The organism is Halobacteriovorax sp. RZ-2, from assembly GCF_043196685.1.
Taxonomy (GTDB): Bacteria; Bdellovibrionota; Bacteriovoracia; order Bacteriovoracales; family Bacteriovoracaceae; genus Halobacteriovorax_A.
Map to the genome: position 1 here is coordinate 643,590 of NZ_JBEBMR010000002.1, position 13,034 is coordinate 656,623.

Below are 13,034 nucleotides of genomic sequence, written 5' to 3' on the forward strand. Positions count from 1 at the left end.
AGAACTTAGATATTTAATAAGAGCAGATCTCTGTATTGGGAGATTGGCATTTTCATTTCCTTCTTAAAGAAACGCCTAAAGCTCATGTCATCAATGAAGCCTAGTTTGAAAGAGATCTCCTTAATAGGCATGTCTTTGAGGATATATTCTTGAACTTTCTTTATACGATAGGACTTTAGGCTATCGCGGAAGGTTGTGTTGAAGTTTTCTTTCAGGTGTCGTTGTAGTCCACGAGGGGACATCCCTAAGCTTTGGGCAATACTTGTTAAGGTGAGCTCGTCGCTTTTAAGCTTGTCATAAACATTAAATAACTTTTTTAATTCTGGATCATTATCATATTTATGCTTTGGAATTTGATATTCGCGAATTCCTGGGCCTTGAATAATTTCGTTATATTGTCTGGCCGTCTTCTTCCCCAGCTCTTTCTTTATTATTAGGCAAATGACATCAAGGTAACTAAGAACTCCACCTGCCGTAATAATCTTTCCTGATTCAATGATTGTTCTGTGGGCCTCGACATTAACTTTTGGATACTCTGCTTTTAACTTCTTTTCAAAAAGCCAGTGAGTTGTTGCTTTTCGTCTATCGAGTGCCCCTGTTGAAGCAAGCTTTATTGCACCACCACAGCATGCCACAACTTTTGCTTTCTTATGAGCAATATGGGCCTTGATTATCTTTGCTTCCTCTTTTGTGGCCTTTTGAGGCTTGTAGCAAGGGGGAAGGATAAGGTAGTCCGCAACATTTCCTGCTGCTATTTTTTTATTCATTTGGTTCGTGATTTTAAATATAACCTTATCATTTATGTATCTAAGGATTTCAAAGTAATCGATAAAGTTCTGCGTCGTACTCTTTAAAGAGTCTTTGCAATCTAGAATATGAATATTTAATATTGTCGTGTTTTGCATAGATTATGTCATAAGTGACAATGGTGTTTAAGTCAAGCCTTCGGTAGAGTTTACTTAAGGAGAATCTATGAAAACAATCAGTCCTCCTCACAAGTGTGGGGTAATCAAGAGCTTAATAAAATATGACTTAAAAGAGACTATCTATCGTAGCAAAATGGCGCTGACGAGAAGAAGTGCCAGCTATATCAACTCAGTTGAATGGAGTATCCCAAAGAGTGAAAAGGTGCAAAAGATTATTACTCTTGCTGACAAGCTCTATGATGGACCTCTCTTTAATCATGGCATCAGAAGCTATGCCTTTGGAAAGATCTTAATGAGTTTGAATGATGAAAAGGTTGATAATGAAGTTTTCTTTATTGGCTCGCTTCTTCATGACCTTGGCCTAATCAAGGACTGCACTGGTACGACTTTTGAGCTTGTTGGGGCAGACGAGGCATGCGCTCATTGTAGCGATATATTAACTGCAAAGCAGCTTGATATTATTCATGAAATGATTCTTCTGCACGGAGCAATAGGGTATGCAGAGAATAAAAGTAACGAGCTAAAATATCTTCACTATGGTGCTGGGGTTGATGTTGCGGATTTGTGGAGTCACCGCCTAAATGAACAAAATTATTTTGAAGTCTATAGTAAGTACCCTTCGCAAGGTCATATTCCGTATATGATTGATCTTTTAAAAAAGAGAATGAACGAAAACCCAAATATGTACCTCTCTACTGTTATTAACTTGGGCTTCCTTGGGAAAATGAAAAAAAAGGACGCCCCTAAGAGATAATATTAGACATGATTAAGGTAAGTGTTGAGATTGCTGTGAAACACCAAAGTAGCACACCTTGAAGCATAGGCTTAACTCCTGCTTCTTTAATATGATCTAAAGTAATACTCGAGCCAATATAAAAGAGAGTCAGGACCATAAGTTTTTTGGCACCAGCGTAAATCATCGTTCCTGTTGGTTTTAATTCAGGAATAAATGTAACGAGGGCCGCCGCCGTAATAAAGCCCAGGATGAACCATGGTTTCTTTGTTTTTGTTGGAACAGTAGCGCCTTGTTTCTTAAGTTGTATGGCGGTTGTAAAGCTAAAGATAAGGGCCAATGGAATAATCCAAAGTGCACGAACGAGTTTTACAATTGTTCCAACCTCAAGTGCTTTAGGCCCATAACTCAGAGCTGCTCCAACAACGGAACTTGTATCGTGAATGGCCAAAGCCGACCAAAGCCCAAATGAAGTTTGGTCAAGATGAAGTAAGTGGCCAACCCATGGGAAGACGAATAGGGCAATGGCATTTAATGTGAAAACCACGGCCAGTGATACTGTTACTTCATGATTCTTTGCCTTGATGACAGGAGCGACTGCAGCGATTGCACTTCCTCCACAAATTGCCGTTCCTGAGCTTATTAAAAGAGTTGTATTAAGAGGAGTTCTAAAAAGCTTTCCTAAGAGACTTCCTATAGCAAATACGGCCACAATACTTAGGGCCGTAAAACCGACTGATTGTAGCCCAACCTTTGTTACCACATTTAGATCCATTCCCGCACCTAGGCCAACGACAGCAAGGGCCAGTAGTTTCTTAACTGCTTTGCTCGTCCAGTCTTGAAATGGGTTTCCTATAAGTAATGAAAATAAGATACCTGCAAAAAGAGCAATGGCGGATGAGACCCACGGACTTAAACATAGGATAGAGAGGATGATGAACAGTAATTTCTTTACGTTTTGATTTTTCATAACTTTACTATCGCACTCTTTTTGCGAATATGCTAAGTTCGCCACATGGAAAACAGAATAGAGTTAGTAGAATATAATGATTTTTGGTTAAAAGTTTTTGAAAAGGAGAGTCAGACTCTGGCAAAGCTTTTGAGAAATAATCTAATGGGTTGTGAGCATATTGGCTCGACAGCTATGCCAAAAGTTGTTGCCCGTCCAACCCTGGATATTCTATGTGTTGTCCATACTCTTGATGGCATCGAAATGTTTCGAAATGAATTCAAGGACCAAGGTTTTTCATTAACTTCAAATGATTCAAAACATTTCTTATTTGAGCGCAAGTCACCTGAGGGAGATCGAGTCCTTACGAGTGTTCGTATTCTTAAGAAAGGGGATATCAAAATTAGCGATATTCTAGACTTTAGAGATTACCTAAACGCTGAACCTATGATTGCGACAGAGTATAAGAATGCCAAGATGAATCTCATACAAAATCACTCAAATGATATTGGTCTTTATGAAGAAATGAAGACCAGATTTATTGAGGCCGTTCTTTCTAAAATTAGCTAGATCTTATTTAGAAATCGTTAAGAGTTGGTTAAGAAATTTTGGTATATTCCGATAAGTTTGCTATGCTTATTGGTAAGATGTCGAAATTATTTATTAGCTTAATTCTATTAAGTGGCCTCACTGGCTGCCAACAAGTTTATGTCTCTCAAAATGTAGAAGCCTCTACACAAATGATTGTCAAAAGCCCTCTTATTCATACAACGATTGTGAAGAAGGGTAAGGTCAAAAGGGGACAAGGTCTGTATCAGGCCTTGCAAAATATTAATATCGATAATAAGCAAGCATTGAATCTAATCAATCAACTTAGAGATGAAGTTGAGTTTTCAAAACTTAAAGTCGGTGATCGATTAGAAGCAACTTTTGATGAGTATAATATGCTTATTAAATTTTCTTTTGCGCAAAATGATTATGAAACTCATGTTGTTTCTTTAAATGAAGATACTGGTAAGTGGGATTACTCTTTAAACGAGTTGGATACTTATTGGCAGCCACGAATGATTGAAGGAAATCTCAATTCGGGATCAACTCTTCAAGATGATCTTTTGGCCATGGGCCTAGAAAGATCAGTTGTTAATGAAGTTATCAATGTTCTACTTTGCAAAGTGAATTTTAGAATGAATGCACGTGCGGGAGATCAGTATAAGATTCTTCTTAGCGAAAGAAAGCACTCTAAGAAAACTGTTCAAACAAAAGTTCTCTTTACTTCTTATAGTGGTGTAAAAGCTGGTAGTCATGAAGCTTATTTCTACGAAGATGAAGAAAAGAGCTCGACTTATACAGCTCATTACACTCCAAATGGCCAAGCCTTAATTAACTCAGGGCTTCGTTATCCTCTTCCTAGACTTCACGTGCGTTCAAACTATGGTTGGCGCATGCACCCAGTTACGGGAAGACGTGCTATGCACAGAGGTGTTGATTTAAGGGGAAGAACTGGTGAGCGAGTACACGCTGTTGCTGCCGGAAAAGTTATCATGTCCACTTATAATAAGTTTGCAGGTAACAAAATTGGAATTAGGCACAGAGACGGATCAACTTCGTACTACTATCACCTAAATCGTCGTAGTGTAAAAGTAGGAGCATGGGTTAGATCACATCAAGTTATTGGAACTGTTGGTGCGACAGGAAGAGTAACTGGCCCACATCTTCACTTCGGTTTTAAAGACTCAAGAGGAAGATGGATGAATCCACTAAATAAGAGAATGATTGCAACTCCTAAGCTTACAGGAGAGCGCCTTGCGAACCTACAAGGACAGGTTAGTAAGATCAAGGGTGTTGTTGCTGATTTACAAATTAGTAAAGAATCAAAATATCTTGTTGCTAACTTAGATAAGATTAAGCGCTTTCCAAGTGCTCTTGATAATTTTAGCTTCTTACCTAAAGAATAAACTCAACTATTGCTAAGTATTGTCGATAAACGTTCATATGCGTTTAAAGCTCTTTATACTATCAATTCAATTTATTGCCATCTTCGGTCTTGGCTTCTATTCTTCTAGTACGAAAGAAGGCCAGCGCTCGATAAGTTCATACTCAACTTCAAGATCTGTTTCAGAAATAAGTTGTTCAAGTGCACTTAGAACTTTTCTTTCTCCTTTAAATCTTGAAGAGAATATTATGCTTTGGCATATCTTTAAAGAGCAGGGGGCATCAGTTAATCCAAAATACCTTTCTCACGAAGACTTTGACTCTCTCGCATCAGATCCAGACCATAACTTTAAGCAAACTCAAACGAGTCAGCTTGAGGCCGTAAGTGGACTCTATGCCCAGGAAAGGGGAATCATTGCTGCAGGGATTGAAAGAGGGCCTGAGGGAACTGAGTTTGTTGATGGTGATGGGATCTTTTGGGATGTGAAAACACCAATCTCACCACTTCTTACTCATTCTTGGCGTTTTAATATTGAGAAGGCCGGAAATAGTATCAAGCACAAGCTTGAAGCCGTTGGTAATATTCATATTCTTGTGGATCTCTCTTATATGAGACAAAGAAATGTAAGTGACTTAAAGAAGTGGATTAAAAATAATATTTCCAAAGAATTACAACAAAGAATTCGCTACGTTACCGTACCTGATGCCATTGTCGATTAAAGCTTATCGCTGTTTTTAACGATAAGAACACATGAGATTAATTAAAGCATTTCTCATATTTCTAGTTGTGTTCACAGGCCTTGCAAATGAAGCCGATATGAATACGTTAACAATTCGCACCTCTAGCGAAGAAGCTAAGACTTATAAAATTAAAAAAATAAAAAAGACGAGACTCTCTGCTGATGGTGGACGAGTGATCCTTATTGAAACCTATGGGAAAGAAAAGTGTGTTATACCGATGGATAAGATTGTGAATACACCACGTCCAAATTACCAGGGCTGTACTCATTGTTTCACTGATGATGTAGAAGTTGAAAGTTACTATACGCAAATGTTTTTAAATCGAAGAAATCCAAAGATTAGCTGTGATGTAACAAATGGTGAAACTGTTGGTTTTAACTTTATTGGCGGAACAACTATTAACGGTGAATCAAAGCTTGTCTCTTCTGGCCTTGTCCTAGAGTCTGCAGTGTATTCAGAAGGGCCATTTCTTCATAAGGAAAAGAAGCCCAATGCTCTTGAGAGACTATTAGACGGAACTGCAGATCTGCTTCTTGATGCTGCATTTTAATTATTTTTTTTATTTTTATGACTTCAAAGCAATCATATGTATTCATAGATATTCATCAATTTAATCTTTAGATAACCTAAAGATTCACGTCTTATTCCTCCTTTTACGTATTTTTAGGCTGTTGACAAAGCTTTGCGTTGGCCAGTATTGGTGTCACCTATATTTATTTACAACCAAAATTACCGGAGAGAAAAATGTTTCGTAGCTTACTGACGATTGTGATTACTATTGCCTTTGCATCATCTGTTGTTGCACAGACTCAAGTTCCAGCTGAGTTTGAAAAGATTAATACTTACAAAGAAATGAAGAATTATGCACAAGATAACTTTGCTGCAAATTCAACTTGTATGGATGAGTATCATCAAAGAGTTAGAAAGCTTAGAAAAGACCTACTAATGCAACCTGTGAAGCTTACACTAGGTCTCGTTCAACTTCCAATTGTTGCAACTCTTGGTGGTTTTGTTCTTGGTGGTATTGCTGATGGTGGCCCGATTACTGAGTTCGGAGAAAAAATTCTAGAGCTACTTGATATTGATTTAACAGAGACGATTGATGCTGAAACGGCACAAAAGATTATGGATGATTTGGGAATTAAGCCTATTGAAGCTATTCAAACTGGAGCTGGAGCAGGGATTGGTGCTCTTGGTATTGTACTTATTTATAATACAGTGAAGATGGGTGTTATTAGTTCAAAGATTATTGCCACTAAGAATGCTGCGAAGATGTCATTTACTGGTTATATCGGTGGAGGGAAGAAGTTTGATAAGCTTGTTGCCAAGATTAATAAAAGAGTAAACCGTGCTCTTAAGAAAGAGGGACTTGAAGAAGTTGAGGTTGCTCCAGAAAGAATCTCTGAGCTACTTGTTGAAGCAGATCAAAACTCAATGTTTTGTACAGGTGAACTTAGAAAGTCGAAGAGTGCAAAGAAGTTTGGTGCTCCTCTTAGAAAGAGACTTGCAAAGAAGTCGGATATCTATCGTTATTTAAGAAATACAATTTTAGCAGAGTACGGAATTACTAAGTAATTCCAGCGGGCAAGCACTTGGTTTAGCGACGACGGTGCTTGCCTTTCGCATTTTGTTTGCGCTTTTCTTCTCGCTTTGTCGTCTTGCCACTGAAGTTAAATTCCTTATCTAAGTCTTTAAAGAGCTTATCGTACTTACTCTTTTTCTTCTTCTGTGGTTGTTGTGGCTTTTTAGCAGGCGCTTTCTTTACGGCCTTCTTATCTTCAGACGAAGAGCCTTCAATTAACTTGTAGAGGGTCGCCACCTCTGTTTCGCTTAGCTCTCGCCAGTCTCCAACACCAAGGCCATTAAGACCTACATTCATGATACGCACACGATCAAGCTTTGTGACATTGTAGCCAAAGTGTTCACACATACGGCGAATTTGGCGATTAAGGCCTTGAACAAGTGTGATCTTAAAGACCATCATACTCATTTGTTCAACCTTACACTTCTTAGTCATTGTTCCTAAAATTGGAACTCCACCGCCCATGCCTTTAATAAAGTTATCATTGATTGGTTTATCAACTGTAACGACATATTCTTTTTCGTGATTATTTCCTGCGCGCAGGATCTTGTTTACGATATCACCATTATTAGTCAGAAAGATCAGTCCTTGCGAGTCTTTATCAAGGCGGCCAATAGGGAAGATTCTTTCCACGTGATTGACGTAGTCGACAATATTGTCTTTTTCACTGCTTTCTGTCGTTGAAACAATTCCGCGAGGTTTATTTAGAGCGATAATAATCTCTTTTTCTGCAACTTTTGGTTTTACGATTTGACCGCGAACTTCAACGACGTCACCTTCGTTAACAGTGGCACCGATGCCTGCCAGAACTCCATTGATTTTTACAACCTGCTGTTCAATTAAATCGTCTACTTCACGACGAGAGCAGATACCACTTTGGCTAATGTATTTATTGATTCTCATATGCAGAATAAACCTTATCTAAGTAAATAAAAGTGAGCCAATCTATCATATTTTTATGTCATAAATATAGCATCCTGAAATAATTCTCTCTTTTTGAGTGCAATATGTTATCAAGGCTTTATGAGCAAAAAGAAAAAATCAACGATGGCATTACAGGGTGTAGGCATTGCACCGAATATTCTCCTTCAACATGTTGAAAATACAGCACCTTTTCTCTTTCAAGGGGAGCTGGATACGACAGGTGAAAAGCGAGCTTTCCTAGAGAAGCTAAGGTTTTACAAGAAGAATTTAAAGCAGCTAAATAATATCAATCTAGCTGAGTACTTTCATATTTGTATAAGTGCACACTGGGCGACAGCGGGAACTTTTGTTCCAACAGATGTGGACAATCAGATTAGAGAGTCTTTGTGGAAGCATGGACATATCTCAAAGCATATTGAGAAAATGGCCCGCCTGACAATTGAGTCGTGGACTTGGGATTACGCTCAGGTAACAAGTCGTAAGGCCTATAATAACGACAATAATACGGTCATGAGTACTCACGAAGGAACATGGCTAAGTGTTGCCATTGGTGCTTACTGTGCTCTTGTGAAAAATCGTAAAACTGAACTTGCCCAGGAAATGGCGGATGTCATTTTAGAAGAGATCAAAAAAGAAGAGCTTATTATGCAAAAGCTTCGCGAGGAAAGAGATCATATCAACTTCCTAAGAGCTGCTCCTCTTATGGCCCATAACTTTGGGGATCTTGATCGCGTGATGGTTCAGTGGAATATGAATCCAGAGGACGCCTTCTACAAGCGAATCTTTAAGCTAGGCCATCAATTAAATGAAAACTACGACCCGATTCTTGTGTATACAGGAAAGGTGAATAAGACATTCTCTTCAAAAGAGAATCATCGCCACATGTCCATGAGACAACCAAAGTGTCTAAGAAAGTCTTCAAAATTTCTTATCCCAGTTGGGCCGTTTATGGACTCTTGGGGAAGAGTGCTTGGTGAGAGTGACCTTCTTTCAATGGAGGAGAAGGCAGAGATTGTAACTGCATTCTACGATGGTTATAAGAGACAAGATGAAGCCTTTGGTTATATCCGAGGATATAAAAACCTAATTGAGTCAGTTGACGGCGGACTTGCTGCACTTGAAATGTATCTTCCATTTGATCTTGTTGCAGAAATGAAGAAGTCTGAATTCAGCGAGCTTGCTAAAGTTTCTCGCGAAGAGTTTGAGGCAGACTACAAGAAACGTCTTGAAGACTTCGTCTGCCCCGTTACTAATATGAAGTTTTAATCTTCACGTCTTTTCAAAAGAAAGCGCTGAACCTTCCCACTTGGAGTTTTGGGTAGTTCTTCAATGAACTCAATTTCACGTGGGTAGGCATGGGCCGCTAATCCTTTCTTCACAAATAGACTAAGCTCTTCTTTCAATTCTTCCGAAGCCTCAAAGCCCTTATTTAAAACAACAAATGCTTTTACGATTTCTGTTCTCTTTGGATCAGGCTTTCCAATGACGGCCGTCTCTAAAACACAAGGATGCTCAAGAAGGACACTTTCAACATCAAATGGGCCAATTCGATAACCTGAAGAAGTGATGACATCATCATTACGTCCTACATAAGTGATGCGTCCGTCTTCAGTTTGTTCGGCGGTATCTCCAGTTGTATAGAAGCCGTTTGCAATGGCCGGAGTTTCAGCTTTTAAGTAACCCTTAAACCACATAATAGGAGAGTTCGCGATATCAACAGCAATAACCCCTGGCGTGTTTGGTGGGGCAACCTTGCCGTTTTCATCAAGGATGACTACTTTGTAACCAGGCATAGCATAGCCCATACTTCCTGGCTTAATTTCATGTTCTATTTCATGGTGGTTATTAACAGTCATTCCTGTTTCTGTTTGTCCGTAGTGATCGTTAATGACAACATCGAGTTTATTTTTAAACCAATTAATAACCTCGGGGTTAAGAGGTTCTCCGGCACTGCTGACAACTCTAAGTTGTCCTTTTATGGCCTTAGATACTTCATCACCATTTCCAATTAATAACCTGAAGGCCGTAGGAGATCCTGCTAAATTAGTTACTTTATATTTTTGAATCACACGTACTGTGCTTTCTGCACTAAAGCCACCTTCATAGAAGAGAAGGGCATTACCATTAACAAGTGGGCCAATGACTGAATAATAGAGGCCATAAGCCCAACCTGGATCAGCAAGGTTCCAGAAGCGATCTGTTGGTTTCAAATCAACTGCGAGATCCATATACTGCTTAAACGAAGAGAGGGCAAAGAGTGGAACTGGCACGGCCTTTGGAAGTCCTGTGGTTCCAGAAGTTGAAAGAAGACAGAATGTATCTTCACCTTTTTTCATTACTGGGGTGAAGTCTACACTTTGTTCGGTCATGGCCTTATGAAAGTCAAAATCGTCTTGTGCTAATTGGTAGTCATTAGAACGTACGAGAACACATTTCTTAGGCTTCATTGGAAGCTCATCTAATTTTGCACGATTGGTATCATCGGTAAAAACAATCTTGGCCTGACTTGAATTTAGTCTTTGTTCAATTGCCTTAGGTCCAAACGCTGTAAAGAGTGGCTGATAGATTACGCCAGCTTTCCACGCTCCTAGGATTGTATACAAGAGTTCCGGAGTTCGTGGCAGAAGACCTGAAATAACTTCTCCTGGTTTGACTCCTTGAGCGACAAGAAAGTTTGCAAGTCTAGAGGTTTCATCTTTTAATTTTTTAAAAGTGATAACTTCTTCTTCGCCATTGACGCCTTCCCAGTAGAGGGCAACCTTATCTGAATCTGCATAGCGATCACAACACTCGACAGCAGCATTGATTGAGTTATTGATATCTCCATCAAAGAATTTATTGAATTCATTAATGTCGAAATTACTATAGTGGTCTACGTACTTTCTTTTCATAACTTCTCCTTAAGGTATGAGTTTAATTATAAGGGGAATTTGATCTGTGTAAAACTTAATATGGTTAAGATGGTTAACTTTAAGCTGTGTTATTAGGTACTTAGTGAAGATTTCTCCTTGTCATAAAATTATCTTATTAGATATTACTCATAAATTTATTGTATTTATTAAGTAGGATTTTCTATCTTACTCTTAACCAAAGGGAGGAGAGATGAAGAATTTTCTACTAATCGCACTTACAATTTTTACGTCTACAAGTCTGCTAGCAAGTAATGGGAGTATCGTTCGCAAAGATTTTGAGGTTCAAAACTACGCTTGTTACACTGATAGTATTGGGGCGCTAAGCGGTGCTGTGGATATGATTCTACATGATGCTCAGAAGTGGTGCGATGGCCTAAATGGAGAATTGAGTCGCCTGAATAGTAACGATCTTGAGGTCGTTGTTCACAACGAATCGCCATTTCCAGGTGGATGTAGCGGTGACGTTACTGTGAAATCGACATTTACTTGCTTTGCTAATGGGAAAATTACTATAATCGAATAGGAGACACCTTTTAAGACTTAAAGAAAAGGCCTATATGAAATCGATTAATGTTGAAAAAATTAACTCTGAAGTAAGTAAATTTATTAGTGAGAGAGATTGGGATCAGTTTCACTCGATTAAGAACTTGGCCATGGCACTTAGTGTGGAAACCTCTGAGCTTGTTGAGATCTTTCAGTGGCTAAAAGAGAGTGAGTCCAATGATATCGCTTCAAATGCAAGTCTTAAGGAGAAGCTTGAGGATGAAGTTGCTGATATCTTTGTTTACCTGATGAGAATCGCTATTAAAGCAGATATTGATATTGAAGAGGTTACTCTTAGAAAAATGCATAAGAATGCAAAGAAATATCCGGTTGAAAAAGCAAAGGGCTCAGCAAAGAAATATACTGAGCTCTAAGCTTTCTTTATTATTTTATATTTACTTCAAAATATCTTTTATCTGAATCAATATTAACTTGATCAGTTACTTCATCAATTGTGAAGTATTCATTCACAAGTTTTCGATACTTTGATCTAAAGATAGTTATTGGCCCTCGGCCACTTAATTCATCAATTAAGTCTTGGTTGAATAGTTCCTTATCGTATTTGACTCTCGCCTCAGCATACTTACCATACTTAAGCTTATGTGCATCTCTCTCTCCTAGGAAAGGATCAAACTTCATAACTCGTCTCTGGTAAATAACTGTAAGCTCGACTTTCTCATTATCTTTTGTCAGCTTAATATCGCCAAGGTGAACAGAGTGGTCGAGTTTATTTAGAGCGACAACTTTAGGTCCTCCACCATAGTCTCCGCCGGCAAGGATACTTGCAGCGATAAAAGATAATACTATCCACTTAAAAAATTTCATAATTCACTCTTTGTAAATGTATCAGTTGTCATATAGGTAAAGACTCTTTTGCCTTTTACATTGGTACGATACTGTTTTGCTATTTCAGCTTTCTTGATAAAGGCTTCTTTATCAATCTCTAACCACATCTGGTAGGCTTCTTCTGGTAGGGATTCTACATAGAGTCCGATGAAGTTATCACCAGTTACTTCACAATTTTGATGCTTAGAATACTTTTCTGACAAAGTAAGCCCGGCCTTCTTAATGATTTCAGCATCGAGCTGAATTCTAGAAGTTCCAAGAGTAATGGCACCATCATCAAGGTACTTAATGGCATTGAGAGAAAACATATTATCAAGAATATGTAGTCCATGCTCACCGTATTTGAACATGATTAGATCACGCGTAACAGGTGCTGTATCAATTAAGAAGTAAATCTCACAAAAGACAGCATTCTTTAAAATTTCACTCTTTATGACTGCGGAGTAATCAACGTCAGTCTCCGGTAAATCAATTCCATCTTTTAAAACAACTTCTTTAATCGAATTTGGAAGTAGGGGAAGGAGCTTCGATGTATTGCTCTCTCCAAGAAGAACGCGGTAAATCTTTAGAATCGTAATGTGTCCCGGAGTATTCTCCTGACGACAGATTCTTTGGATTGTCTTTGGATGGATATCAGCACTTTCGGCCAGCTTCCTTTGACCAATCTTAGGATCCTTGAAATTCACAAGGTAGCGATTGATATCGGCCTGGACTTGTGCCCTAAGGCCAAGCTTTGAATGGGAAGCGGAAATGCTATTTTGCATGGATATATAACTATCGTTCACTATTCATTTAATCAATAATTGTTGTGAAACTATGAAAATTTTGGACAAAAGTCTGGGATTTGTCCGCTCTAGGGCCTTGAAATTAGGATATTGGACAAATGTCTTTGAAAATTTGGACAAAATTTGAAGAATATATATTTTTTGTCGTGCTTAGTTCAAAT

The 13,034-nt window shown here is 38.5% G+C and carries 15 protein-coding genes; 9 read left to right on the plus strand and 6 right to left on the minus strand.

Features of this window, described 5'->3' with window-relative positions; all coding sequences use genetic code 11:
• Positions 1–5: 5 nt before the first annotated feature.
• Positions 6–767 carry a helix-turn-helix domain-containing protein gene (locus tag ABMA78_RS09145; protein ID WP_392859252.1) on the minus strand — a complete coding sequence of 254 codons (762 nt, stop codon included), beginning with the start codon at positions 765–767 and terminating at the stop codon, positions 6–8.
• 205 nt (positions 768–972) lie between these two features.
• Between ABMA78_RS09145 and ABMA78_RS09150 the strand changes: the two genes are divergently transcribed.
• Entirely contained in the window at positions 973–1,680 is a 708-nt protein-coding gene (locus ABMA78_RS09150) for a hypothetical protein (protein ID WP_392859253.1), read from the plus strand.
• Here the strand turns inward: ABMA78_RS09150 and ABMA78_RS09155 are convergent.
• Positions 1,670–2,629, minus strand: coding sequence for a YeiH family protein (locus ABMA78_RS09155; RefSeq protein ID WP_392859255.1), 960 nt, complete (start codon positions 2,627–2,629; stop codon positions 1,670–1,672). The genes ABMA78_RS09150 and ABMA78_RS09155 overlap by 11 nt on opposite strands.
• A gap of 45 nt (positions 2,630–2,674) precedes the next feature.
• On the opposite strand from ABMA78_RS09155, the gene ABMA78_RS09160 reads away from it, so the two are divergent.
• The 5 genes from ABMA78_RS09160 (at position 2,675) to ABMA78_RS09180 (ending at position 6,856) form a co-directional block, all read left to right on the plus strand.
• Positions 2,675–3,178, plus strand: coding sequence for a GrpB family protein (locus ABMA78_RS09160; protein ID WP_392859257.1), 504 nt, complete (start codon positions 2,675–2,677; stop codon positions 3,176–3,178).
• A 62-nt stretch (positions 3,179–3,240) separates the two neighbouring features.
• A complete protein-coding gene (locus ABMA78_RS09165; RefSeq protein ID WP_392859260.1) occupies positions 3,241–4,563 on the plus strand; it encodes a peptidoglycan DD-metalloendopeptidase family protein in 1,323 nt (440 codons plus the stop codon).
• A gap of 37 nt (positions 4,564–4,600) precedes the next feature.
• Positions 4,601–5,260, plus strand: a complete 660-nt coding sequence (locus tag ABMA78_RS09170) for a hypothetical protein (RefSeq protein ID WP_392859262.1) — start codon at positions 4,601–4,603, stop codon at positions 5,258–5,260.
• Positions 5,261–5,291: 31 nt separating this feature from the next.
• Entirely contained in the window at positions 5,292–5,831 is a 540-nt protein-coding gene (locus tag ABMA78_RS09175; RefSeq protein ID WP_392859265.1) for a hypothetical protein, read from the plus strand.
• Positions 5,832–6,025: 194 nt separating this feature from the next.
• Positions 6,026–6,856, plus strand: a complete 831-nt coding sequence (locus ABMA78_RS09180) for a hypothetical protein (protein ID WP_392859267.1) — start codon at positions 6,026–6,028, stop codon at positions 6,854–6,856.
• Between the two features lie 22 nt (positions 6,857–6,878).
• On the opposite strand, the gene rluF is transcribed toward ABMA78_RS09180, so the two are convergent.
• The gene (rluF, locus tag ABMA78_RS09185) at positions 6,879–7,766 is read right to left on the minus strand and encodes a 23S rRNA pseudouridine(2604) synthase RluF (protein WP_392859270.1); all 888 of its coding nucleotides are present in this window, start codon (positions 7,764–7,766) and stop codon (positions 6,879–6,881) included.
• A 120-nt stretch (positions 7,767–7,886) separates the two neighbouring features.
• On the opposite strand from rluF, the gene ABMA78_RS09190 reads away from it, so the two are divergent.
• Complete coding sequence (locus ABMA78_RS09190) at positions 7,887–9,053, plus strand: hypothetical protein (protein ID WP_392859273.1); 1,167 nt, start codon at positions 7,887–7,889, stop codon at positions 9,051–9,053.
• Here ABMA78_RS09190 and ABMA78_RS09195 read toward each other — a convergent pair.
• Positions 9,050–10,678 (minus strand): AMP-binding protein, encoded by a 1,629-nt coding sequence (locus ABMA78_RS09195; RefSeq protein WP_392859276.1) that lies wholly within the window; start codon positions 10,676–10,678, stop codon positions 9,050–9,052. The two genes, ABMA78_RS09190 and ABMA78_RS09195, sit on opposite strands and share 4 nt — an antisense overlap.
• A gap of 211 nt (positions 10,679–10,889) precedes the next feature.
• On the opposite strand from ABMA78_RS09195, the gene ABMA78_RS09200 reads away from it, so the two are divergent.
• Complete coding sequence (locus ABMA78_RS09200) at positions 10,890–11,222, plus strand: hypothetical protein (RefSeq protein ID WP_392859279.1); 333 nt, start codon at positions 10,890–10,892, stop codon at positions 11,220–11,222.
• A gap of 34 nt (positions 11,223–11,256) precedes the next feature.
• On the plus strand, positions 11,257–11,616 hold the full coding sequence (locus ABMA78_RS09205) for a nucleotide pyrophosphohydrolase (protein WP_392859282.1): 360 nt from the start codon (positions 11,257–11,259) through the stop codon (positions 11,614–11,616).
• A gap of 10 nt (positions 11,617–11,626) precedes the next feature.
• Here ABMA78_RS09205 and ABMA78_RS09210 read toward each other — a convergent pair whose 3' ends face one another.
• Positions 11,627–12,067, minus strand: coding sequence for a hypothetical protein (locus ABMA78_RS09210; protein ID WP_392859284.1), 441 nt, complete (start codon positions 12,065–12,067; stop codon positions 11,627–11,629).
• Complete coding sequence (locus tag ABMA78_RS09215; RefSeq protein ID WP_392859287.1) at positions 12,064–12,852, minus strand: hypothetical protein; 789 nt, start codon at positions 12,850–12,852, stop codon at positions 12,064–12,066. The genes ABMA78_RS09210 and ABMA78_RS09215 overlap by 4 nt, the downstream gene beginning before the upstream one ends.
• Positions 12,853–13,034 lie beyond the last annotated feature (182 nt).